Here is a 22,740-nt window from a genome sequence, read left to right as displayed (position 1 = left end):
CGCGTTTCGGGTACGCGGCACTCCGGCGTGTCTACGGGCGCGGCGCTCCGGCGTGTCCAGGGCCGCGGCACCCTGGCGCATGCTGACGCGTGCACGTCATACTCCGCGCATGGACCGTAGAAGCTTTCTCGCGGGAGCCGCGGCAGCCGGTGCCGTCCTCCTGGTCGGCGCCCCCTCCGCACGGGCGGCCACGACCCAGGACTGGATGGCCGGCCACGGCGACCCCACCCCGCTCCAGAAGCTCACCATCCCCGGCACCCACGACTCCGGCGCCCGCTTCGGCGGCCCCTGGTCCGAGTGCCAGAACACCACCATCGCGCAGCAGCTCGCCGCCGGAATCAGATTCCTCGACGTGCGCTGCCGGGTCACCGGCGGCTCCTTCGCCATCCACCACGGCGCCTCGTACCAGAACATGATGTTCGGCGACGTCCTCGTCGCCTGCCGCGACTTCCTGGCCGCCCACCCCTCCGAGACCGTCCTGATGAGGGTCAAGCAGGAGTACTCCTCGGACTCCGACGCCACCTTCGGCGCCGTCTTCACCGACTACCTCGACAACCGGGGCTGGCGTCCGCTGTTCCGCATCGGCGACACCGTCCCCTCCCTGGGCGAGGCCCGCGGCAAGGTCGTCCTCATCGCCGACAACGGCGGACTGCCCGGCCTCAAGTGGTGGGACGGCGGGGCCATCGCGCTCCAGGACGACTGGAACGCCCTGCCCAACGCCAAGTACCCCAAGATCGAGGCCCACTACCGCAAGGCCGTCGAGCAGCCCGGCAAGCTGTACATCAACTTCGTCAGCACGTCCGCTTCGCTGCCGCCGCGGTGGAACTCCGACAACCTCAACCCCCGCGTCCACGGCTTCCTGGACGGCACGGCGAACACCTGGAAGGGCCTCGGCATCACCGTCCTGGACTACCCGAACACCCGCTCAGGCCTCGTCGAGTCCCTCATCCGCCACAACTGACGGCGGCGGGGTCGGCGCCCCCGGCAGACGGAGCGTCGCCACGGTGCCGCCGCCCTCCGCCGGGGTCAGGGCGATCGTGCCGCCCGCGTGGTGGACCGTACGGGCCACGATCGACAGGCCCAGACCCGAGCCCGGGAGGCTGCGGGCCGACGGGGAGCGCCAGAACCGGTCGAAGACGTGCGGGAGCTCGTCCGGGGCGATGCCGGGACCCTGGTCGCGGACGGTCAGCTCGCCGCGCATCAGGGTCACCTCGACCCTGCCCCGGGGCGGTGAGAACTTCACCGCGTTGTCCAGCACGTTCACCAGGGCCCGCTCCAGGCCGGCCGGTTCCGCCCGTACGTACCAGGGCGCCAGATCGGTCACGAAGGCCAGCTCGGGGCCGCGCAGCCGCGCCCGGTCCAGGGCCGCCCGCAGGATCGTGTGGAGCGGGACCACTTCGAGGGGCCCCTGCTGCGCCGCGTCCGGCCGCGCCAGCTCCTGGAGGTCCCCGATGAGCGCCGCCAGCTCCGTCATCTGCGCCTTCACCGAGGCCATCAGCGCCCGCCGGTCGTCCGGCGGGATCGCCCGGCCGGTCTCCTCGCTGCGCGCGAGCAGCTCGACGTTCGTACGGAGCGAGGTCAGCGGCGTGCGGAGCTCGTGCCCGGCGTCCGCGATCAGCTGCGCCTGCCGGTCCCTGGACGTCGCGAGCGCCGCCGTCATCGCGTTGAACGAACGCGAGAGCCGGGCGATCTCGTCCTCGCCCTCGACCGGGATCCGCACGGTCAGGTCCTCGGTCGCGGCCACGTGCTCGACCGCCCCGGTCAGCCGGTTCACCGGCTCCAGACCGGTCCGCGCCACCCACAGACCGGCCGCGCCCGCGCCGACGACGCCGATCCCGGAGACCAGCAGGAGCACCCAGCGCAGGGTGGACATCGAGTTGTCGATCTCGTCGAGGGGGCGGGCGACGGAGACGGCGATCGCGAGCGGGCCCTGCTGCGGGTAGGTGAAGACCCGCATCTCCCGTCCGGCGTCGTCCTTCACCGTGTGCAGGGCGAAATCCAGCTGCCGCCGCGCCACGGCGAGATCCCCGGCCCCGGCCGGGATCCCGGCCTTGCCGGAGGTGCACACGGTGCCGTCGGCGAGGATCACCTGCACCGTGTACGAGCCGCCCAGCGGCGGCGGGTTGGCGCCCTGGCGGCACATGCCGAGCAGGGTCTCCACCGAGGCGGTGTCCAGCCTGCTGTTGCGCAGCGAGGAGTCCAGCTCGGCCTCCAGCTGGGCCCGTGTCACGAACCAGCAGGCCAGCGAGACCGCCGCCACCGCCACGGCCACCGCGAACGCCGTGAGCAGCGCGAGCCGCGACCGCAGCGGCCGCGACCGGAACCAGGCGAGCGGACTTCTCACTCCCCGCCCCCTCCGCGCAGCGCGTATCCCACGCCCCGCACCGTGTGCACGAGGCGCGGCTCGCCGCCCGCCTCCGTCTTGCGTCGCAGGTACATCACGTACACGTCCAGTGAGTTCGAGCTCGGTTCGAAGTCGAAGCCCCATACGGCCTTGAGGATCTGCTCCCGGGTCAGCACCTGCCGCGGGTGCGCCAGGAACATCTCCAGGAGCGTGAACTCCGTCCGCGTCAGCTCCACCGTCCGCCCGCCCCGGGTCACCTCGCGGGTGGCCAGGTCCATCCGCAGGTCCTCGAACGACAGGACGTCGGCGTCGGCCGGGCCGGAGGCCGTCACGGAGGCGTACGAGCTGCGCCGCAGCAGCGCCCTGATCCGGGCGAACAGCTCGTCCAGCTCGAACGGCTTCACGAGGTAGTCGTCCGCGCCCGCGTCGAGCCCGGTGACCCGGTCGCCGACCGTGTCGCGCGCGGTGAGCATCAGGATCGGCACGGTCGAGCCGGACGCCCTGATGCGGCGGGCCGCCGTCAGCCCGTCCATGCGGGGCATCTGGACGTCGAGGACGACGAGATCGGGGGCGTACGACTCCATCCGGGCGAGCGCGTCGAGTCCGTCCACGGCGTCCTGCGTCCCGTACCCCTCGAACGCGAGGCTGCGGCGCAGGGCCTCCCGTACGGCGGGCTCGTCGTCGACGATGAGGATGCGTTCGGGCTCGTGTCGCTGGGCGGTCATGGGCTCAGCGTCGCATGCCGCCCGGTCGCCGGTCAGCTGTCGCCGCCCGCGCGCAGGCGGTCTAGGTCGGCCTTCACCGTGTCGACCGGGATGGCGAATCCGAGACCGACGCTGCCGGCCGTCGAACCGTTCGAAGAACTGGGCGAATACATGGCCGAATTGATTCCGATGATCTCGCCGTTCATATTGATCAGCGCGCCGCCGGAATTCCCCGGATTGAGCGAGGCGTCGGTCTGCAGCGCCTTGTACGTGGTCTTCGACGAACCGGTGTCGCCGTTGAACTGCTGTCCGCCGAACTCGAACGGCCAGCCCTGCCGCGGGTCGTACTGCTGCTGCCCCTGCTGCTGCTCCTGGCCGCCGTCGTCCTTGGCCACGGTCACGTCCCGGTCGAGCGCCGAGACGATGCCGCTGGTGACGGTCCCGGTCAGGCCCTCGGGGGAGCCGATCGCGACGACCTGGTCGCCGACCCGCACCTTGGACGAGTCACCGAGGGTGGCGGTCTTGAGGCCGGAGGCGCCCTGGAGCTTGATGAGGGCGAGGTCCTTGTCGGGGTCGGTGCCGACGACCTCGGCCCGGTAGGACTTGCCGTCGCTGAGCTGCACGGTGATCTCGGACGCCCCGGAGATCACGTGGTTGTTGGTGATGATCTCGCCGTCGGCGGTGATGATCACGCCCGAGCCGGTGGACTTGCCGGAGGTGGAGCTCGCCGAGATCTCCACGATGGAGGGGGAGACGGCCTCGGCGACGCCGGCGACCGTGCCCGTGTTGCCGGTGGAGACGTTGGTGCCGTTCACGTTCGAGGAGGCGGCGGCGACGGGGGCGTCCGAGGTGGCCTGCTGGACCAGCGTCGCCGTACCGCCGCCGATCGCGGCGGCCGCGATGGCCACGGCGGCCATGAGACCGACCCCGCGCTTGGCGCGGCGCCGGGAGCCGGGGCCTCCGGCGGGCGCGGCGGCCGGGGCGCCCAGGGGGGCGACGGGCGGGGCGGGCGGACCCGACGGCGGTACGTGCCCACCCGACGGCCAGACGGTGGTGCCGGGCTCGGTGACGATCGGCTGGGTGGCGGTCTGCTCGGCGCCCACCGGCGGCTGGGCCGGGGCGTAGGGCGGCCTCGGCGGGTGCGGCGGGTAGTAGGGCTGCTGCGGCTGCTGCTCCTGGAAGTCCGTCATGGCAATGACTCTCGGAGCTGTTCATGAGAGCCGTCTGAGGACCGGCTGAGAAGCCCGACAGAAGCCTGTATGCCCGATATAAAGAGCCCTCCCGGAAGGGAGGGCTCTCGGCGGGGCGAACCGCTCAGTCGCCGTCGCAGCCGCAGGAGCGGCGGACCACCAGGGCCGAGGGGAAGAGCTTCACGCGCTCGCGGCGCGAACCCGCCACGCGGAGCGAGTCGTCCAGGACCAGGTCGACCGCCGCACGGGCCATCGCCGGCCGGTCCGAGGAGATCGTGGTCAGCGGCGGGTCGGTGAGCGCCGCCTCCTTCACGTCGTCGAAGCCCGCGACCGCCAGCTCCGCCGGCACCTCGATGCGCAGCTCGCGCGCCGCCCGCAGGACACCGAAGGCCTGGTCGTCGGTCGAGCAGAAGATGGCCGGCGGCCTGTCCGGGCCCGCGAGCAGCTTGAGGGCCACCTGGTAGGCGTCGTAGCGGTTGTACGGGGCCTGGAAGAGCCGGCCTTCGATCGAGCGGCCCGCCTCCAGCATGGCCCGCCGCCAGCCCTCCTCGTGGTCGGCGACCGGGTCGCCGACGGCCGGGGTGTTCGGGATGCCGCCCATGCAGGCCACGTACGCGTGGCCGTGCTCCAGGAGGTGCCGGGTGGCGAGCTGTGCGCCACCGATGTCGTCGGTGACGACGGCCACGTCGTCCAGGGCCTCGGGCCGCTCGTGCAGCAGCACCACGCGCGCGTCCCAGGCCTCGATCTCGCTCGCGGCCCGCTCGCTCATGCCCTGGCTGACCAGGATCAGACCGGAGACCCGCATGCCGAGGAAGGCCCGCAGGTAGTGGACCTCGCGCTCGTCGCGGTAGTCGGAGTTGCCGACCAGGACCATCTTCCCGCGCTCGGCGGCGGCCTGCTCGACCGCGTGCGCCATCTCCGCGAAGAACGGCTGCCGCGCGTCCGGCACGATCATGCCTATGAGATCCGTGCGCCGGGACGCCATCGCCTGGGCGACCCGGTCGGGGCGGTAGCCCAGTTCCTTGATCGCGGCGAGGACACGCTCGCGCGTGGCCGGGGCGACCGGCCGGGGTCCGTTGTTGATGACGTAGCTCACGACCGCGGTCGAAGTACCTGCCAGTCGAGCTACGTCATCCCGCGTCACCTTGGCCACGCGCGGCAGTCTACGCGGGGTGACCTACCTACCGGCAGGTCGCACTGTGGCATCCGCCACGTTCCTGTCCGCCAGGGGGGTGACCTCCCCCGTGGCGTCCTTGACGCGGGCGGTCGCCCGCGCCTCTTCCTGCACACGGGACTCCTCGGCCTTGGCGCGTGCCTCCTCCGCCGCCCGCTCGACCTTCTCGGGGGTGACGAAGCGGTAGCCGACGTTGCGCACGGTGCCGATGAGCGACTCGTGCTCGGGGCCGAGCTTGGCCCGCAGTCGCCGTACGTGGACGTCCACCGTCCGGGTGCCGCCGAAGTAGTCGTACCCCCACACCTCCTGCAGGAGCTGCGCGCGGGTGAAGACCCGGCCCGGGTGCTGAGCCAGGTACTTGAGGAGCTCGAACTCCTTGAAGGTCAGGTCCAGGACCCGGCCCTTGAGCTTGGCGCTGTACGTCGCCTCGTCGACCGACAGGTCGCCGTTGCGGATCTCCATGGGGGAGTCGTCCGCGACGATCTGCTGGCGGCCCATCGCGAGCCGCAGCCGCGCCTCGACCTCGGCGGGCCCCGCCGTGTCGAGGAGGACGTCGTCGATGCCCCAGTCGGCGGTGACGGCCGCGAGACCGCCCTCGGTGACGACGAGGATCAGCGGACAGCCGGGCCCGGTGGACCGGAGCAGCTGGCAGAGCGAGCGGACCTGGGGGAGGTCGCGCCGCCCGTCGACGAGGATCACGTCCGCGCCGGGGGTGTCCACGAGGGCCGGGCCCTCGGCCGGGGCCACCCGGACGTTGTGCAGGAGCAGACCGAGGGCGGGCAGCACCTCGGTGGAAGGCTGGAGAGCGTTGGTCAGGAGCAGCAAGGCGCTCATCGCGCACCACCTGCCGTCCCTGCCGTCGGTCGGTCGTGCTTCGGTCGCTCGCTCATAACGTCGGTTCCTCCTCGGTCCCTGCGAGGACGTGCACTGCTTCGTACAGATCACTGCCGGCTCTCGCGCCCGGAGAGCTTTTGTTCATCCGTCCGTAACAACGGTCGGAAAACGCAAAAGGACCCGGGGGCTGCGTCGCCCGGATCCTCTGCCAAGGAGAATAGCCCACATGAGTTCAGAGGGAGAGGGTCGATTTCATATGGTGGATGTCTCCCTGATCACTTCCGGCTCCCGGCGGGCAATGTTGCGTACGGATGACGATGTCCGGATCGAGGCGGTTTACGAACCCTCTCCGGCAAGTGTCACCGATACGGCGGTCGTCGTCGCCCACGGGTTCACCGGGTCGGCCGACCGCCCGGCCGTCCGCCGCGCCGCACGGGTGTTCGCCCAGCGGGGCGCGGCCGTGATCACCTTCTCCTTCCGGGGCCACGGCGCCTCCGGCGGCCTCTCCACCCTCGGCGACCGGGAGGTCCTCGACCTGGCCGCCGCCGTCCGCTGGGCACGTGAGCTCGGCCACGCGCGCGTGGCGACGGTCGGCTTCTCCATGGGCGGCTCCGTCGTCCTGCGCCACGCGGCCCTCGCCCGGGAGACGGACGGACACGCCGACGCGGTCGCCGCCGTCTCCGCGCCCGCCCGCTGGTACTACCGGGGGACGCAGCCGATGCGCCGCCTGCACTGGATGGTCACCCGGCCGGCGGGGCGCCTCGTCGGGCGGTACGGGCTCCGCACCCGCATCGACAGCCGCGCCTGGGACCCCGTACCCCTCTCCCCCGTGGAGGCGGTGCCGCTGATCGCGCCGACCCCGCTGCTGATCGTGCACGGCGACCGGGACGCGTACTTCCCGCTCGACCACCCCCGGATGCTGGCCGGGGCCGGCGAGGCGGAGCTGTGGCTGGAGCGGGGAATGGGCCACGCCGAGAACGCGGCGGACGAGGAGCTGCTCGCCCGCATCGGGAACTGGCTGACGCGCGCATAGCCCATCATGGGGGGCGGCGCGCACACGAACGAAGGGAGCGCCGCTATGGCAGCGGGAACCATCCGCTACTGGGCCGCGGCCAAGGCCGCCGCCGGTGTCGCGGAGGAGCCGTACACCGCCCAGCACCTCGCCGAGGCCCTCGACGCGGCCCGCGCGAAGCACCCGGGCGAGCTCGTCCAGGTCCTCAGGCGGTGCTCGTTCCTGGTCGACGGCGACCCCGTCGGGACCAGGAGCCATGAGACGGTACGGCTTGCCGAGGGCGGCACGGTCGAGGTGCTCCCCCCGTTCGCAGGAGGGTGAACCCCAGAGCATGAGCAACGACCAGTACTACGGCGGTCAGCAGTACGACCCGTACGCGAACGGGAACGGGACCGGGGACGGTCACCAGGAGCAGCAGAACCCCGCGGACGTCACCCAGACCTGGGAGGGCCAGACCTGGGACACCCAGTTCCAGCCGGCCGTCACGTACGAGCAGGTCCAGGCCGACCGGGCGCAGGCCGCGCAGGCCGCGCACGCACAGCAGGGCTACCAGCAGCCGCACCCGTCGCACCACCAGCCCCAGCAGCAGCAGCAGCCGTACGAGGCGTACGCGTCGAGCCAGGCCCCCTACGAGTCGTACGGGACCCCCGCCGCGTACTACGGGGAGGCGCAGGCGCAGGCGCAGCACCAGCCGCAGCCGTTCGCCGCCGCCGTCACCCCTGCCCCTGCCTCCGCGCCCGTCGCGGAGCCCGTTCCGGCGTCCCCCGCGCCCGCCGCCGAGGCGGGTCCCGGCTGGTCCTCGCCGACCACCTCGGGGAACACCCGCATCACCGACGCCCAGCGCGCCCGTGCCGAGGGCCGCTCGCCGATCATCGAGCCGGGGATGCGGCCCGCCGCGCTGACCGCCGTCCTCGGACTGCTGCTCGCCGGCGGCGCCGCCCTCGGCACGTACGGGCTCCTCGTCCCGCTCGTGCTGCTCCAGGGCCTCACCGCCGCCGGCTGGTTCCGGCTCAACGGCATGTGGCCCGCCCGCCAGGGCATCGCCCTCGCCTTCGCCGGCGGCCTCGCCGCCGACGCGACCCTGCTCGTCACCGGCCGGGAGAACGCGGCCGCCGCGATCTTCGGCACGCTCGGCGTCTGGGTGCTGCTCTGCCTGGTCCTCCAGCTGCGCAGCCACGCCGACCCGGACGAGCGCATGTACGGCCTGATGGCCACCATCGCCTCGGCGGCGCTCACCGTCGTCGCCACCGGACACCTGGGCGCCGACCCTGACGCGGTCGTCGTCGGCGGGGTCGCGGTCGCCGCGGCCGTCCTCGCCCGGGCGCTCCCGCTGCCCGGACCCGTCTCCCTGATCGCCGCGCTGCTGGCCTCGGCGGGCGCGGGCGTCGCGGCCGGCGGTCTGACCGACCTGGGCTCCTCCGGTGCGCTGCTCGGCCTGGGGGCCGGGGTCTGCGCGCTCGTCGGCCTGCGGGTGGCGAGCTACGACTACCCGTCCCGCTTCGTGCACATGACGGCCGGCGTGGCGCTGCCGCTGACGGCCGCCGCACCCGCCGTCTACCTGCTGGGCCGGGCTCTGGTCTGACCCCTCCGGGGGACCAGGAGGGAACCAACCGGCCCCCCGGCACGTCGATCTTCGTGTCGGGGGGCCGGACTTCATCCATTTCCAGGGGGGACGCACAGTCCATGCGAGCACTGCGGATTCTGTTGATCGTGGCCGTCGTGCTGGGCGGGGTCCTGGTGGGGATCGACCGGCTGGCCGTGGCATACGCCGAGGACGAGGCGGCGGGCCGGGTGAAGCTCTCCTCGGCGAAGAGCGAGGCCGTCGAGGTCGACATCAAGGGCTTCCCGTTCCTGACCCAGGTCGCGGACAAGCGGCTCGACGAGGTCGACGTCAGGCTGACCGGCGTCACCGCGACGGCGGGCGACAAGAGCATCCGGGTCGGCGAGCTGAACGTGGCGCTGCGGGACGTGACCGTGACCGGCGACTGGTCGGGTGCGAAGGCGGGTTCCGCGACCGGGACGGCCCTCATCTCGTACGCGGACCTCACGGCCGCGTCCGACCGCGAGGCCGTCGTCGCCTACGGCGGCAACGGCAAGGTGAAGGTGACCGGCGGCGTGAAGGTGATGGGCCGCACCCTGACCCGTACGGTCCTCTCGACGGTGACCGTGGTGAACGGCGACACCATCCGCGTCCGCGCCGACGAGGTGCCCGGCGAGGGCATCCCGGGTATCGAGGACCTGGTCCGCGCGCGCACCGACTTCGACCGGTCGATCGGCGCGATCGCCGGGATGAAGGTGGAGAAGGTCGAACCGAGGCCGGACGGCCTCGCCATCTCGGTGACCGGCAAGGACGTCGTCCTGGCGGGCTGACGGCCCCGGAGGGCCACCCGGCCCCGGAGGGCCACCCGGCCCCGGAGGGCCACCCGGCCCGTCGAGCCGTCCGGCCGTACGGCCTCGGGCGCGTACTCGTTGGTCACATGCTGAGACATTGCTGTCCGACCAGCAGAATCAGAACCGGACGCCCCGGTACGGAGACGTCCGGAGCACTCTCGTACCGTGATCGCGTCTCGCATCTCGGACGATCGCGTCTCAAAATACGACACACCGGTGACACGGCCGCCTGTCCGTCCCTACGATCGAGGGCATGAAGCGACAGGCGGATCTCACGAAGCGGCGGGCAGTAGACCTGTGCCGCGTCGCCGCCATGCTCTGTCGCTCCGTCTGAGCGGGACTCACCACTCCCGTATTCCTCAGGCCCTCCGACCGAGGTCGGGGCCGCCCCGTGTAGCCGTACGCACGTCCGTCACGCACGTCCGCTTGCCCGACACGTCCCTGACACGTCACCCGACGAGCCGCCCGCGACGAGGCGTACCGCACCGCACACCCGCACCACACCGCCGCACACTGCCCCGGAGGAGAACAGCATGGCTCGCAGCGACGTCCTGGTCGACGCGGACTGGGTCGAGGCCAACCTCGACAACCCGCAGGTCGCCATCGTCGAGGTGGACGAGGACACCTCGGCGTACGAGAAGAACCACATCCGCAACGCCATCCGTATCGACTGGACCCAGGACCTGCAGGACCCGGTCCGCCGCGACTTCATCGACCAGGAGGGCTTCGAGAAGCTCCTCTCGGCCAAGGGCATCGCGAACGACACCACGGTCGTCCTCTACGGCGGCAACAACAACTGGTTCGCCTCCTACGCCTACTGGTACTTCAAGCTCTACGGCCACCAGGACGTGAAGCTCCTCGACGGCGGCCGCAAGAAGTGGGAGCTCGACTCCCGCGACCTGGTCGACGGCTCCGCCGTCCCGGCCCGCCCGGCCACCGAGTACAAGGCCAAGGCCCAGGACTCCTCGATCCGCGCCTTCCGCGACGACGTCGTGGCCGCGATCGGCGCCCAGAACCTGGTCGACGTCCGCTCGCCCGACGAGTTCTCCGGCAAGCTGCTCGCCCCGGCGCACCTCCCGCAGGAGCAGTCGCAGCGCCCCGGCCACGTGCCGAGCGCCCGCAACATCCCGTGGTCGAAGAACGCCAACGACGACGGCACGTTCAAGTCGGACGACGAGCTCAAGGCCCTCTACGAGGACGAGCAGGTCGATCTGGCGAAGGACACCATCGCCTACTGCCGCATCGGTGAGCGCTCCGCGCTCACGTGGTTCGTCCTGCACGAGCTGCTCGAGGTCACGAACGTCAAGAACTACGACGGCTCGTGGACCGAGTACGGCTCCCTCGTCGGCGTGCCGATCGAGCTCGGCGCCAACAAGTAACCCCGGACCCTCCCTCCTCCGGACCCCTCGACCGTAAGGACAGAACGACATGTGTGGAGCGCAGCCCGGCGGCCCCGACGCCTCGACGATCAAGCCCGGTGAGACCACCATCCAGGGCTTCGTGACCAAGGACGGCCAGCCCGTCACCGGTTACGTCCGCCTCCTGGACTCGACCGGCGAGTTCACGGCCGAGGTCCCGACCTCCGCCACCGGCCAGTTCCGTTTCTACGCGGCCGAGGGCACCTGGACCGTCCGCGCCCTGGTCCCCGGCGGCACCGCCGACCGTCAGGTCGTGGCGCAGCACGGTGGCCTCGCCGAGGTCGCCATCGCGGTCTGATCCGCGACACCGTACCGGCCGAAGGGCCGTGCCTCCTGGGGGGTTGGACGCCATTGCCAGGACTTGAGGCACGGCCCTTCGGTCGTACCCTGAAGGTGTGTACGCACGACGTCGCCACGTCTATTTCTGGATGATGGGCGCCTGCCTGCTGCTCTTCGTGGGCGCCTGGGCCGTCGTGCGCCTCTTCTCGATGCCGGTGGCCATCGGCATGTGTGTGGTCGCCATGGCCATCCCGCCGGTCGCCGCGATGGTCGCGAACCGGCGGGGCCCGGAGGACCGCTGGTGGGACGACCCCTCGGGCGACCCGAAGTCGGACGAGTGGTGGGACGAGCTGGACGGCAAGAAGCGCCGGGAGCCCTGACCGGGCCTAGTAGACGAGCGCCTGCGTCCCGTCCGCCATCGCCTCCTGGACGAAGAGCTGGGCGCCGGCGATGCGGAAGCCCTCCAGAAGGTCCTTCTCCTCGATGTCACGGCGGGCCGCGCACTGCGTGCAGACCGTGATGCGCCCACCGGCCGCCACGATCCCGTCGATGAGGTCCGGGAGCGGCGCGGCGTGCGGGAGCTCGAACTCGGCGGCGCGGCCGGGGAGGGCGAACCACGAGGACTCGCCGGTCAGCCAGAGCGAGACCTCGACGCCGCTGGCGGCGGCCACGGCGGCCACCGTGAAGGCCTGGGAGCAGCGTTCGGGGGCCTCGGCCCCCGCGGTCACCTTGATCACGAGCTTCTTCGGCATATGCCGAACTGTAATGTGCGCCACCGCAACCCCCGGTGTCCCCCACGTGTCTGGTGGGTGCGCGGATGACGGAATCCGCGCTTCAGGTCTCGTGGGGGGACTCTTGAGCAACGAAGAAAGCACCCGAAATCCGGAAACGGCACCACCGCCGAACCCGGACCCGGGTACGGAAACCGCGCCTCCGGTCGTGTCGCGGGATGCGCCGGAGGATGTGGCTCCGGTCACAGGGCCGGTCGCGTCGGAAGCTGAGCCGGTAGCGGAGTCGGCCGCGCCCGTCGCCGTACGGCCCCGCCGCCGGGTCCTGCGTACCGTCGGGCTGATCGCCGTCGCCGCCGTCATCGGCCTCGTCGGCGGCACCGCCGTCGGATACGGCATCCAGGCGGAACGCGAGCCGACCGCACTGCCCGCCCTGAACCAGCCGGGCCTCGCGTACCCCGCGAAGCCGCTCCCCGAGGGGGAGAAGGCGAAGCCGCTCCCGGCCTCCGAGGATCTCCGGACGAAGGCGGAGGGCGACCTGCGGAAGCTGCTGCTGCCGAAGCCCGCCGGAGCGAAGAAGTCCGAGTTCGCCGACGCCGACGGCTGGATGCCGGTGTCCGCGTTCGCCTCGCAGTTCAACAGGCCGGGCAACGCTCTCGACGACCAGCTGGAGATCGGCATCCGGCGGATCGCGGTCGCGTCCTGGGCGACGGGCGAGTACAAGGAGACCGAGATCCGGCTGGTCCAGTACCGCGCCGGCGACGTCCTCGGAGCGCAGGAGTTCGTCGAGGAGCAGCAGGCCTACATGCCGGAGGAGGACTTCGCCGAGAGCGAGGGCACGGAGCTCAAGGGCTCCGCCAACGGCCGCTACTACGTCTTCCCGGTGCGGAAGAAGGCCGGCTACCTCGACATGTACGAGGCCAGGGCCTACTTCTACCGCGGTGACATCGCGGTGGAGATCTTCGTCATCGACACCAGGAAGATCTCCGCGAAAGACATCCGTTCGCTGGCCGAGCGACAGCTGGGGCGCCTGTGAGTGAGGACCGGAACGACGTGACCGAACCCGTGACCGAACCCGCCGCCCAACCCGCCGCCGAAGCGGGGACCGAAGCCGGGACCGAAGCCGAGCCGGTGGTGAGCCGGGGTGCCCGCCGGGTCCTGCTCCGGGTCGTCCTGCCCTCCGTGCTCGTCCTCGGCCTGATCGGCGGCGGCGTCACCTACACCGCGCTCACCGCCTCCTCCGCCGACCGCACCGCGCCGACGACGGTGTGGGGCGCGGCCGAGGAGTCCGCGCAGGACGAGGACCCGGCCGCCCCGCTGGCGCGTGGCAAGGCCGGAACGCCGCTGAGCAAGCTTCTCCTGCCGCTCCCGGAGGGGTACGAGTTCGGCCCCGACGAGGAGCTGTACGGCAACGACGGCGAGCTCGGCGCCGCGGAGGCCACCGCCCTGATGAAGCAGTCGGGCGAGGGTCTCTCCGGGAAGAAGCGCCGCACCTTCGAGAAGAACGTGGACAAGCTCGGCGTCCAGGGCATCGGCGTCCGCTCCTTCGCGGACCTGAACAACGACGTCGTCGTCTCCGTGGAGCTCGCGCGGATGAAGGACAAGAAGCGGATCAAGGACAGTTACCGGCTGCGCAAGGAGGTCATGGAGTTCCTGGAGTTCCCGAAGGGGCCCAAGGTGAAGGACCACCGGAACGCCGTCTGCTACGTCGCGCCCGTCGACGATTCGCTGGACAAGAAGGAGCGGGCCGCGGCGCTGGAGGAGATGTTCTGCCTCGCGTACGACTCCGAGGTCTTCGTCACCGTCAAGGCGGCGGGCGCCAAGCCGTTCGACAAGGCGCGGGTGGCGAAGCTGCTGACGCAGCAGCTCGACCACATCGCATCCCCGGGGGAGTACGTATGACCGAGCAGACCCTGACCCAGCCCGAGACGGAGGCCCCGCCGCAGGGCCAGGCACCCGCCCCCGCCCCGGTCGCCGGCCCCGCGCCGGGGAAGCCGGGGAAGCCGGAGAAGCCGAAGAAGTCCCGCCGGCCGCTGCTCCGGGGCATCGCCCGCTGGACCGCCGCCGTGCTCGTCCTCGGCGGTGTCGGCACCGGTACGGCCATGGGGATCACCGCCATGGAGCGCACCGACGTACCGGGGCTCGCGACCGAGTCCGACGGTCGCTGGGAGTACCCGAAGCTCACCCTTCCGGCGCTGCCCGAGGGCGCCCTGCGTCCGTACACCGAGGGCAACGACGGCGAGATCCACCACGCCGACCTCCGGCAGCTGCTGCTGCCCGCGCCGGCGGGCGCCACGGTCGACCCGAAGCTCAAGGGCGGCTGGGTCGGCCTCGACACGTACCTGGCGCACTTCCACGCCGACGACCGGGGCGCGGTGAAGGAGGCCCTGGCCGAGTCCGCGCTGCGGCACGTCGCGGCCCGCGGCTGGACGACGCCGGACGGCACGTCCACCCGGGTGTACCTGATGCGGTTCACCTCGGTCGCGTTCGCGGAGGCGTTCAAGGACGACGTCCTGGACACGGGCACGCGCGGCAGCCGGCTCCCGGCCGGCGTCGACGGCGAGACGCTGGACTCCTCCCTGAAGGACGTCCGTCTCCCGTTCCTCTCGCTGTACTCCTTCGACGAACGGAAGCCCTACGGACCCGAGCAGACACGGTGGGCCTACATCCAGGCCGGTGACACGCTCGGCCTGGTCGTCCAGGCCCGCGAGGGCGCGGCGCTCCCCGTCCCGTTCCAGCAGACGGTCACGCTGCAGGCCCAGCTGCTGAGCTGATCATCGGCGAGACCCACCTCACCGAGTGGGCCGGGCCCCCGCCCACTAAGCTGGGGTCCGGCCCGTTCCGCCTTCACTGCTCAGTCGAGGAGCACCCTGTGATCATCTTCTTCGAAATCCTGCTGGTCCTGGTCGCCGTCGGCGTGATCGCCTTCGCCGGTCTGGCCGTGAAGAAGCTGTACCAGGGCCAGCGCTAATCCTTCTCGCCAACCACTTCTAGAGAACGCCAGAGCTGCTCATGATCGAGATCCCGTCCGACCTCAACCCGGACCTCGTCCCCCTCGCGTTCCTGCTCGGCACGTGGGAGGGCGCGGGTGTCTCCGACTTCCCCGGCGCCGAGAAGTGCAACTTCGGGCAGTCCGTGACCTTCAGCCACGACGGCCGGGACTTCCTGGAGTACACGTCCCACTCCTGGGTCCTGGACAACGAGGGCAACAAGGTCCGTCCGCTGGAGAGCGAGAGCGGCTACTGGCGCATCGACAAGGACCGCAAGGTCGAGGTCGTCATGGTCCGTGACCAGGGCATCGTCGAGATCTGGTACGGCGAGCTCGCCGACCAGAAGCCGCAGATCGACCTGGCCACGGACGCTGTCGCCCGCACCGCGGCCTCGGGCCCGTACACCGGTGGCAAGCGCCTCTACGGCTACGTCAAGAGCGACCTCATGTGGGTGGGCGAGAAGGCGACCCCCGAGGTCCCGCTGCGGCCGTACATGTCGGCGCACCTGAAGAAGGTCGTGACCCCGGAAGAGGTCGCGGACATGGCCCGCAACCTCGGCGACCTGCCCGACGACGGCATCGCCTTCTTCCGCTAGAAACCCCCGGGATCCCTCGGGATCCCGCCGGAACCTGGGGCTGAGCGCCGCGCCCTCCTACACTGGGGGGCGTGGTGAGTACCGACTGGAAAAGCGACCTGCGGCAGCGCGGCTATCGGCTGACGCCGCAGCGTCAGCTCGTCCTGGAGGCGGTCGACGCCCTGGAGCACGCGACGCCCGACGACATCCTCGTCGAGGTCCGCAGGACCGCGTCCGGGGTGAACATCTCCACCGTCTACCGGACCCTGGAGCTTCTTGAGGAGCTCGGTCTGGTGAGCCACGCCCATCTGGGGCACGGGGCTCCGACGTACCACCTCGCCGACCGGCACCACCATCTGCACCTGGTCTGCCGGGACTGCTCCGAGGTGATCGAGGCGGACGTCGAGGTGGCCGCCGAGTTCACCGGGAAGCTCCGCGAGACCTTCGGCTTCGAGACCGACATGAAGCACTTCGCCATCTTCGGGCGGTGCGCGGACTGCACGCGGAAGGCGCTGGACAGCGAGTCGTAGGCTTGCCCCATGCAGCGACATTCAACGACCAGCCCTCTGCTGTCCCTGCCCGGCGCCGTCGCCGCGGAAGGCCGCGACGAAGGTGTCGCCGCGCACTACGGCGACCTGTTCCGCGAGCAGCGCTCCCTCGCCGACGGACGCGGTTTCGTCGACCTCTCGCACCGCGGTGTCGTCGCCGTCACCGGTGACGACCGGCTGAGCTGGCTGCACCTGCTCGTCACCCAGCACATGACCGACCTCGCGCCCGGCCAGGCCACCGAGGCGCTGATCCTCTCCGCGAACGGGCACATCGAGCACGCCCTGTACCTCGTCGACGACGGCGAGACGGTGTGGGCGCACGTCGAGCCGGGGACGCGGGAGGAGCTCGTCGCGTACCTGGAGTCGATGAAGTTCTTCTACCGGGTCGAGGTCGCCGACCGTACGGACGACATCGCCGTCGTCCACCTCCCGGCCGGTTCCATCGCCGAGGTGCCCGAGGGAGTCGTCGTACGGGAGACCCCGCACGGCCGCGACCTCTTCCTGCCCCGCGCGGGCCTGGAGTCCTTCGGGGCCTCGCACGGCCCGGCCGCCGGCATCCTCGCGTACGAGGCGCTGCGCGTGGAGGCCCACCGGCCCCGGCTCGGCTTCGAGACCGACCACCGGACCATCCCGCACGAGGTCGGCCTCATCGGGAGCGCCGTCCACCTCCAGAAGGGCTGCTACCGGGGCCAGGAGACCGTCGCCCGGGTGCAGAACCTGGGGAAGCCGCCGCGCCGCCTGGTCTTCCTGCACCTGGACGGCAGCGAGGTGCTGCTGCCCGGGCACGGCACCCCGCTCCGGCTCGCCGCCGACGGCGAGGAGGGCCGCCAGCTCGGCTTCGTGACCAGTTCCGTCCGCCACCACGAGCTGGGGCCGATCGCCCTGGCCCTGGTGAAGCGGAACGTGCCGGTGGACGCCCCGCTGATCGCCGGGACGACGGCGGCCGCGCAGGAGACCGTCGTCGAGCCGTAGCGCCGTCGGGCGTCGCTCGCCCTCCGGCAGCCCTGGCGCTCACCCTCCGTCAGCCGTCAGACCTCCAGCAGCACCGTGAACGGGCCGTGATTCGTGAGCGAGACGCGCATGTCCGCTCCGAACCGGCCCGTCTCCACGTGCGCGCCTAGGTCGCGCAGCCGGGCGACGACCTCGTCCACGAGGGGCTCGGCCACCGGGCCGGGCGCGGCCGCGTTCCAGGTGGGGCGGCGGCCCTTGCGGGCGTCCCCGTAGAGCGTGAACTGGGAGATGACGAGCAGCGGCGCGTTCACGTCCGAGCACGACTTCTCGTCGTCCAGCACCCGGACGGACCAGAGCTTTCTGGCCAATTGGGCGGCCTTCTCCGGGGTGTCGTCGTGGGTCACCCCGACCAGCACGCACAAGCCCTCGCCGGTGATCTCACCGACGGTCTCCCCTGCGACGACGACACTCGCACCGTCCACCCTCTGCACCACTGCACGCATGGGCCCCAACCTACCGAGTGGCCACCAGTCCGACGGATGAGGGGCCGAACGGGTGCAGAGCGCCTGCACGCGCACAGGCATGAGTGGCACGATGCGTGTCAGGCGGTGCGGCTCCGCACCGGTCGAGGGGACGATTCTCATGAGTGCACCTGGCACCGGGCCGACGCCGTCCGGCCCCGTACCGCTGATCCGCGCCGGAACCAGGGGCGGTGGACCGGGCGGAGGCCCGGCCTCGCGCCCACCCGTACAGAGGACCGCCGAACCCGCCCTGCCGGACCGGACCCAGCCCGAGCTCGGTGCGCTGCGGCTGCCCGAGCTGCGCGCCCTGCGCCGGGAGGCGCAGAGCGACGAGGCCGACCTGAGCTACGTGCGCCGGATGCTCCAGGGCCGTATCGACATCCTGCGGGCCGAGCTGGCGCGGCGCACCGACCCGGAGGCCCCGGTCCTCGACCGGCTCTCCGAGATCCTCGCCGACGTGCCCTCGCGGCACCGCTCGTCGGCCCGGCACGTGACGCTGTCGACGCCGCGCAGCGAGGAGTACCGGCGGCTCGCGTCCGAGATGCTGTCGGAGGTCGAGCTGTCGGACCTGACGGCCCGCACGGACGACGAGCTGCACGCGGGGATGGGGCGGCTCGCCGGGTACGAGCAGCAGATCTCCCGCCGCCGCCAGCACCTCCAGCGGACCGCGGACGACTGCAGCGCGGAGATCGCCCGCCGCTACCGGGAGGGCGAGGCGCAGGTCGACGACCTGCTGGCCTGAGCCGGCAGGGGAGGCCCCCGGAAACTCGGGTGCGGGTGGGTCGGGGCCGTGCGTAGGGTCGAAGGATGACTGTCGACGTACGCGCGGTGACGGAGTCCGAGTTCCACGACTGGCAGCGCGCCCTGCGCACCGGCTTCCTCCGCCCGCCGGTCGTGACCGACGCGGAGGTCGCCGACCGGCTGCCGCACGTCGACCTCGCGCGGACCGCCGGGGCCTTCGACGGGGACCGGATCGTCGCCACCTTCCGGTCCTTCCGGCAGGAGGTCAGCACGGTCGGCGGCGGCAGTCTCACCGCCGACGCGATCACCCAGGTCACCGTCTCCCCGACGCACCGCAGGCGCGGACTGCTCAGCCGGATGATGTCCGAGGACCTGGCCGCCGCGAAGGAGCGGGGCGACGCGATCGCCACCCTGATCGCCGCCGAGTACCCGATCTACGGGCGCTTCGGCTTCGGCCCGGCGAGCCACAGCACCGAGTGGAGCGTGGACGTGGCCCGGGCCGGGCTCGACCCGCGGCGCTCGGGCCGCCCGGAGGACGGCGGCCGGATCGATCTGACCGACGCCGACGAGATCCGCAAGATCGGCCCCGAGGTGCACGGCAGGCTCGCCGGCGTCCGCGCCGGGGTCACCGACCGCTCCCCGCGCGACTGGGAGGTCGGCACCGGCCGCAGCGTGCAGAGCGATCCGTGGCGGGAGCCGTACTACGCGGTGTACCGGTCGGAGTCCGGCGAGGTCGAGGGCTTCGTGGCGTACACCTCGGACGACAAGTGGGACGACGGCAAGCAGCCCTTGAACACGGCGAAGGTACGGGACCTGATCGCCGTCACCCCGGCCGCCGAGCGGGCCCTCTGGCACTACCTCTGCTCCGTCGACTGGATCACCACGGTCCGCTCCGGCTACCGGGCGCCCGACGAGCCGCTGCCGCTGCTGCTGCCGGACCCGCGTGCCGCCCGGGTGCTGACCCACGTGGACATGCTGTGGGTGCGGGTCCTCGATGTCGTCCGGGTCCTGGAGAGCCGGACGTACCCGGTGGCGGACGGTCTGGTGCTCGACCTGCGGGACGGGGGCGGGTTCGCCGGCGGGCGCTACCGGCTCGACGCGTCCCCGGACGGCGTCTCCTGCGTCCGTACGGACGAGTCCGCCGATCTCGCCTTCGACATCGCCGAGTTGGGCGTGCTCGCCTTCGGCGACGAGTCGGCGGTACGGCTCACCCGGCTCGGGCGCGTCGAGGAGCTGACGGCCGGCGCGGCCGCCCGCGCCGACCTGCTGTTCCGTACGCCGCTGCGGCCCTTCTCGCCCGACATCTTCTGAGGCGGCGCACGAGGCGGAGCTTCCGGACTGCCTGACGGCGCCGATCCGGGACTGTCCGACGGCGCCGATTCCGGACTGTCCGACGGCTTGATCCGGGACTGCCCTACGGCGTCGACTGCCCGTAGACCAGGGTGAGTTCGGCTCCGATGCGGGCGAGGGCCGTGCGTGCCTCCGGCGGGTCGAGGAGCTCCACGCGGGCGCCGAGTCCGGCCAGTCGGGCGGCGACCACCTCGGGGGAAGGGCCGTCGGCCTCGAACGGCGCCCAGTCGTCGGCGGTGCGTTCCCCGTACCGTATCCGCCCGCCGAGCAGGCCCTCCAGGACCGACTCCGTGCCGGGGGCGGTCCGGGTCCGGGGGTCGGTGTCGGCGTCCGGTCCGGTCAGGAGGAGGAGCGCGCGGATCTCGGGGGCGGTGAGGCCGGTCAGATCGGTACGGGCGCCGCCGACGAGGGACCAGCCGCCGCCCTGGCCCGCCTGCGAGTACACCGGGATCCCGGAGCTCGCGAGAGCTTCGAGATCCCGTCGTGCGGTGCGCTCGGACACGTCGAGTTCCGCGGCCAGTTCGGCGGCGGTGACGCGCTGCCGGGTCTGGAGGAAGAGCAGTGCGGCGACGAGTCGGTCGGCTCTCATGCCGCCATTGTCGCGGGGGACTTCGGCTTCCTCTTCCTCGTGGTCCGCTGCGGCGTTCCCGGTGTTCCCGGTGTTCCCGGCTTTCCGGGGCGGCGCAGGACGGTGAAGGCGAGGGCGAGGGCGGCGAGCAGGAGACCGGCACCGACGGCGAACGCCAGGTGGTAGCCGCCGGTCAGGGCCTCGGCGGCGGGTCGGCCGGCCGCGGTGAGCGACTCGGTGCGGGTGGCGGCCAGGGTGGAGAGGACGGCGATGCCGAGGGCCATGCCGATCTGCTGGGTGGTGTTGAAGAGGCCGGAGGCGAGGCCGGCGTCCTGCTCCTCGGCGCCCGACATGGCGAGTGAGGTGAGGGCGGGGAGCGCCAGGCCGAAGCCGGCGGCGAGCAGCATCACGGGGAGCAGATCGGTGGCGTAGGAGGCGTGGACGGGGACGCGGGCCAGGAGGCCGAGGACGCCGACGAGCAGGACGAGGCCGGTGAGCAGGACGTTCCGCTCGCCGAAGCGGGCGATGAGGCGGGCCGAGACCCCGAGGGAGACGGCGCCGATGACCGCTGCCGCGGGCAGCATCGCGAGACCCGTCTCGGCTGCCCCGTACCCGAGGACCTTCTGCAGGTAGAGCGCGACGAGGATCTGGAAGGAGAAGAGCGCGGCGACCATCAGCATCTGGACGGCGTTGGCGCCGGAGACGCTGCGCGAGCGGAGGATCCGCAGCGGCATGAGCGGGTTCGCGGCCTTCGCCTGGCGGACGAGGAAGCCGGTCAGGAGGGCGAGCGCGAGGGCGCCGAGGCCGAGGGTGTGCGCCGAACCCGCCCCGTACTCCTCGATCTTGACGACCGCGTAGATCCCGGTCATGAGGCCGGTCGTGACGAGGGCCGCGCCGAGGACGTCGGCGCCCGCCCGAAGCCCGAGGCCCTGGTCGGAGGGGAGGGCGCGGAGGGCCACGAGGAGGGTGGCGAAGCCGATGGGCAAGTTGATGAAGAAGATCCAGTTCCAGGCGAGGGCGTCGGTGAGGATGCCGCCGAGGACCTGGCCGAGGGAGGCGCCGGCGGCGCCGGTGAAGCTGAACACGGCGATGGCGCGGGCCCGTTCGCGCGGCACGGTGAAGAGCGTGACGAGGATGCCGAGGCCGACGGCGGAGGACATCGCGCTGCCGACGCCCTGGAGGAAGCGGGCGGTGATGAGGACGCCGGGCGAGGTGGCGACCCCGGCGAGGAGCGAGGCGGCGGTGAAGATCCCGGTGCCCGCGAGGAACATCCGCTTGCGGCCGATCAGGTCGCCGAGGCGGCCGGCGAGGAGGAGGAGCGAGCCGAAGGCGATCAGATAGGCGTTGACGACCCAGCTGAGGCCGACGGGAGTGAAGCCGAGGTCGCTCTGGATGGCGGGCATCGCGACGGTGACGATGCTGCCGTCGAGGATCGTCATGAGCATGCCGGTGGCGAGGACGCCGAGGGCGAGCCTGCGGGAGGGGGTGCGCGGGGGCGTGGGCACGGGAGGCGTGGGCACGGCGATCACTCCTGTTCGGTGGAGCCGACAGGAGTGACGTTAGCAGAAGGTTTTGTTGCAGACTATTTTTTACGGAACGAGTGCGGGGCTTTCGGTGTGGTCCGAGGGCCCCCGGTGTCGCCCCGGTGCCCGACTCAGCCGCGCTGACGGGCCCGACGGGCCGGCCGCGGGCTCTCGATCGGGGTCTCCAGATGGCCGGTGACCAGCAGGTTCAGGGCCTGCAACAGGGCGGCGCGGGCGTCGTCGGGCAGGGAGGCGAGGGCGCTCTCGTGGACGCTGTCGACGATCTTCTGGCTCTCCGCGGCGACCTCGGCCCCTGCCTCGGTCACGGCGATGATCCGCGCGCGCCGGTCGGTGCTCGACGGCCGGCGCTCGGCGAGTCCGGCCTTCTCCAGGGCGTCGACGGTGACGACCATGGTCGTCTTGTCCATGTCCCCGATCTCCGCGAGCTGCGCCTGGGTGCGCTCCTCCTCCAGGGCGTGGACGAGGACGCAGTGCATCCGGGGGGTGAGCCCGATCGCGTCGAGCGCGGCGGTCATCCGGGTCCGCAAGGCGTGGCTGGTGTGATCGAGGAGATAGGAGAGGTCGGGCTCGGTGCGGGTGGGTGCCATGGCTGTCATGACGGCAAGGGTAACGAGGATCGATCCGTCGCGGATTATCGCGAAGTGGACGAACGGCAGGCTGCGGGCGCCGGGCCTGGTGGACGGGCGCGGCTGCGGGCGCCGGGCCGGGGGGACGAACGGAGGCTGTGGGCGCCTGGCCGGGTGGACGGGCGCGGGCACCCGGCCAGGAGGGACCCATGACGACCCCCTGCGCTTCCTGGACGTCTACGGCCCGCTGATCCCCGTCGGGGCGGGCGGGCGGGAGCACCCGCCGCTGGTGATGCCGCGCTGCCCCGCCTGA

28 protein-coding genes are annotated in these 22,740 nt (G+C 72.0%); 18 read left to right on the top strand and 10 right to left on the bottom strand.

Going from position 1 to position 22,740, the window contains the following annotated elements:
- The first annotated feature begins 109 nt into the window (after nt 1-109).
- Nucleotides 110-961 carry a phosphatidylinositol-specific phospholipase C gene (locus tag ACIP84_RS37295; RefSeq protein WP_355964361.1) on the top strand — a complete coding sequence of 284 codons (852 nt, stop codon included), beginning with the start codon at nt 110-112 and terminating at the stop codon, nt 959-961.
- Here the strand turns inward: ACIP84_RS37295 and ACIP84_RS37290 are convergent.
- The 5 genes from ACIP84_RS37290 to ACIP84_RS37270 form a co-directional block, all read right to left on the bottom strand.
- The gene (locus tag ACIP84_RS37290) at nt 926-2,344 is read right to left on the bottom strand and encodes a sensor histidine kinase (RefSeq protein ID WP_401804577.1); all 1,419 of its coding nucleotides are present in this window, start codon (nt 2,342-2,344) and stop codon (nt 926-928) included. The genes ACIP84_RS37295 and ACIP84_RS37290 overlap by 36 nt on opposite strands.
- The gene (locus ACIP84_RS37285) at nt 2,341-3,069 is read right to left on the bottom strand and encodes a response regulator transcription factor (protein ID WP_401804574.1); all 729 of its coding nucleotides are present in this window, start codon (nt 3,067-3,069) and stop codon (nt 2,341-2,343) included. The genes ACIP84_RS37290 and ACIP84_RS37285 overlap by 4 nt, the downstream gene beginning before the upstream one ends.
- 32 nt (nt 3,070-3,101) lie before the next feature.
- Nucleotides 3,102-4,238 (bottom strand): trypsin-like peptidase domain-containing protein, encoded by a 1,137-nt coding sequence (locus ACIP84_RS37280; protein WP_355964363.1) that lies wholly within the window; start codon nt 4,236-4,238, stop codon nt 3,102-3,104.
- A gap of 124 nt (nt 4,239-4,362) precedes the next feature.
- Nucleotides 4,363-5,391, bottom strand: coding sequence for a LacI family DNA-binding transcriptional regulator (locus ACIP84_RS37275; protein ID WP_355964364.1), 1,029 nt, complete (start codon nt 5,389-5,391; stop codon nt 4,363-4,365).
- A 24-nt stretch (nt 5,392-5,415) separates the two neighbouring features.
- Nucleotides 5,416-6,246 carry a response regulator transcription factor gene (locus ACIP84_RS37270; protein WP_401804572.1) on the bottom strand — a complete coding sequence of 277 codons (831 nt, stop codon included), beginning with the start codon at nt 6,244-6,246 and terminating at the stop codon, nt 5,416-5,418.
- Nucleotides 6,247-6,472: 226 nt separating this feature from the next.
- Here ACIP84_RS37270 and ACIP84_RS37265 point away from each other — a divergent pair, with 226 nt between their 5' ends.
- The 8 genes from ACIP84_RS37265 to ACIP84_RS37230 all read left to right on the top strand — a co-directional run bounded on the left by ACIP84_RS37265 (nt 6,473) and on the right by ACIP84_RS37230 (nt 11,726).
- Nucleotides 6,473-7,279, top strand: coding sequence for an alpha/beta hydrolase (locus tag ACIP84_RS37265; protein ID WP_401804570.1), 807 nt, complete (start codon nt 6,473-6,475; stop codon nt 7,277-7,279).
- A 45-nt stretch (nt 7,280-7,324) separates the two neighbouring features.
- The gene (locus tag ACIP84_RS37260) at nt 7,325-7,579 is read left to right on the top strand and encodes a MoaD/ThiS family protein (protein WP_355964367.1); all 255 of its coding nucleotides are present in this window, start codon (nt 7,325-7,327) and stop codon (nt 7,577-7,579) included.
- A 10-nt stretch (nt 7,580-7,589) separates the two neighbouring features.
- Complete coding sequence (locus ACIP84_RS37255) at nt 7,590-8,840, top strand: hypothetical protein (protein WP_401804567.1); 1,251 nt, start codon at nt 7,590-7,592, stop codon at nt 8,838-8,840.
- 101 nt (nt 8,841-8,941) lie between these two features.
- Nucleotides 8,942-9,628: a DUF2993 domain-containing protein gene (locus ACIP84_RS37250; protein WP_355964369.1), complete on the top strand. Its 687-nt coding sequence runs from the start codon at nt 8,942-8,944 to the stop codon at nt 9,626-9,628.
- 274 nt (nt 9,629-9,902) lie between these two features.
- Nucleotides 9,903-9,983, top strand: a complete 81-nt coding sequence (locus ACIP84_RS37245; protein ID WP_350497993.1) for a putative leader peptide — start codon at nt 9,903-9,905, stop codon at nt 9,981-9,983.
- A 199-nt stretch (nt 9,984-10,182) separates the two neighbouring features.
- Nucleotides 10,183-11,028, top strand: coding sequence for a sulfurtransferase (locus ACIP84_RS37240; RefSeq protein WP_073911714.1), 846 nt, complete (start codon nt 10,183-10,185; stop codon nt 11,026-11,028).
- Between the two features lie 49 nt (nt 11,029-11,077).
- A complete protein-coding gene (locus tag ACIP84_RS37235) occupies nt 11,078-11,365 on the top strand; it encodes a DUF1416 domain-containing protein (protein ID WP_015035121.1) in 288 nt (95 codons plus the stop codon).
- A 97-nt stretch (nt 11,366-11,462) separates the two neighbouring features.
- Nucleotides 11,463-11,726, top strand: a complete 264-nt coding sequence (locus ACIP84_RS37230) for a DUF3099 domain-containing protein (RefSeq protein ID WP_401804564.1) — start codon at nt 11,463-11,465, stop codon at nt 11,724-11,726.
- 6 nt (nt 11,727-11,732) lie between these two features.
- On the opposite strand, the gene ACIP84_RS37225 is transcribed toward ACIP84_RS37230, so the two are convergent.
- The gene (locus tag ACIP84_RS37225) at nt 11,733-12,098 is read right to left on the bottom strand and encodes a DsrE family protein (RefSeq protein WP_209496053.1); all 366 of its coding nucleotides are present in this window, start codon (nt 12,096-12,098) and stop codon (nt 11,733-11,735) included.
- A 211-nt stretch (nt 12,099-12,309) separates the two neighbouring features.
- Here ACIP84_RS37225 and ACIP84_RS37220 point away from each other — a divergent pair, with 211 nt between their 5' ends.
- The 6 genes from ACIP84_RS37220 (at nt 12,310) to ACIP84_RS37195 (ending at nt 17,158) form a co-directional block, all read left to right on the top strand.
- Nucleotides 12,310-13,110: a hypothetical protein gene (locus ACIP84_RS37220; RefSeq protein WP_401804560.1), complete on the top strand. Its 801-nt coding sequence runs from the start codon at nt 12,310-12,312 to the stop codon at nt 13,108-13,110.
- Between the two features lie 17 nt (nt 13,111-13,127).
- Entirely contained in the window at nt 13,128-13,976 is an 849-nt protein-coding gene (locus ACIP84_RS37215; RefSeq protein WP_401804558.1) for a hypothetical protein, read from the top strand.
- Nucleotides 13,973-14,848 (top strand): hypothetical protein, encoded by an 876-nt coding sequence (locus ACIP84_RS37210; protein ID WP_355964373.1) that lies wholly within the window; start codon nt 13,973-13,975, stop codon nt 14,846-14,848. Before ACIP84_RS37215 ends, ACIP84_RS37210 begins: the two co-directional genes overlap by 4 nt.
- 238 nt (nt 14,849-15,086) lie before the next feature.
- The gene (locus ACIP84_RS37205; protein ID WP_209496056.1) at nt 15,087-15,659 is read left to right on the top strand and encodes an FABP family protein; all 573 of its coding nucleotides are present in this window, start codon (nt 15,087-15,089) and stop codon (nt 15,657-15,659) included.
- Nucleotides 15,660-15,730: 71 nt separating this feature from the next.
- Nucleotides 15,731-16,168, top strand: coding sequence for a Fur family transcriptional regulator (locus tag ACIP84_RS37200; protein ID WP_055600541.1), 438 nt, complete (start codon nt 15,731-15,733; stop codon nt 16,166-16,168).
- A 9-nt stretch (nt 16,169-16,177) separates the two neighbouring features.
- Complete coding sequence (locus ACIP84_RS37195) at nt 16,178-17,158, top strand: YgfZ/GcvT domain-containing protein (protein WP_401804555.1); 981 nt, start codon at nt 16,178-16,180, stop codon at nt 17,156-17,158.
- 56 nt (nt 17,159-17,214) lie between these two features.
- Here ACIP84_RS37195 and dtd read toward each other — a convergent pair whose 3' ends face one another.
- Nucleotides 17,215-17,640, bottom strand: a complete 426-nt coding sequence (gene dtd / locus ACIP84_RS37190) for a D-aminoacyl-tRNA deacylase (protein WP_355964375.1) — start codon at nt 17,638-17,640, stop codon at nt 17,215-17,217.
- Between the two features lie 139 nt (nt 17,641-17,779).
- Between dtd and ACIP84_RS37185 the strand changes: the two genes are divergently transcribed.
- Both ACIP84_RS37185 and ACIP84_RS37180 read left to right on the top strand, forming a co-directional pair.
- Nucleotides 17,780-18,400, top strand: a complete 621-nt coding sequence (locus tag ACIP84_RS37185) for an ABC transporter substrate-binding protein (RefSeq protein WP_355964376.1) — start codon at nt 17,780-17,782, stop codon at nt 18,398-18,400.
- Nucleotides 18,401-18,465: 65 nt separating this feature from the next.
- Entirely contained in the window at nt 18,466-19,710 is a 1,245-nt protein-coding gene (locus tag ACIP84_RS37180) for a GNAT family N-acetyltransferase (RefSeq protein WP_401804551.1), read from the top strand.
- 103 nt (nt 19,711-19,813) lie between these two features.
- Here ACIP84_RS37180 and ACIP84_RS37175 read toward each other — a convergent pair whose 3' ends face one another.
- The 3 genes from ACIP84_RS37175 to ACIP84_RS37165 form a co-directional block, all read right to left on the bottom strand.
- Complete coding sequence (locus tag ACIP84_RS37175) at nt 19,814-20,338, bottom strand: HTH domain-containing protein (protein ID WP_401804549.1); 525 nt, start codon at nt 20,336-20,338, stop codon at nt 19,814-19,816.
- On the bottom strand, nt 20,335-21,762 hold the full coding sequence (locus tag ACIP84_RS37170; RefSeq protein WP_401804629.1) for an MFS transporter: 1,428 nt from the start codon (nt 21,760-21,762) through the stop codon (nt 20,335-20,337). Before ACIP84_RS37170 ends, ACIP84_RS37175 begins: the two co-directional genes overlap by 4 nt.
- A gap of 209 nt (nt 21,763-21,971) precedes the next feature.
- Nucleotides 21,972-22,457, bottom strand: a complete 486-nt coding sequence (locus tag ACIP84_RS37165) for a MarR family winged helix-turn-helix transcriptional regulator (RefSeq protein ID WP_401804547.1) — start codon at nt 22,455-22,457, stop codon at nt 21,972-21,974.
- Between ACIP84_RS37165 and ACIP84_RS37160 the strand changes: the two genes are divergently transcribed.
- Nucleotides 22,456-22,740, top strand: a complete 285-nt coding sequence (locus tag ACIP84_RS37160; RefSeq protein WP_401804546.1) for a hypothetical protein — start codon at nt 22,456-22,458, stop codon at nt 22,738-22,740. The genes ACIP84_RS37165 and ACIP84_RS37160 overlap by 2 nt on opposite strands.

The organism is Streptomyces sp. NPDC088707, from assembly GCF_044752725.1.
Classification (GTDB): domain Bacteria; phylum Actinomycetota; class Actinomycetes; order Streptomycetales; family Streptomycetaceae; genus Streptomyces.
The sequence above is the reverse complement of the archived record's forward strand: the minus strand, read 5'-3'. Positions and strand labels throughout refer to the sequence as shown.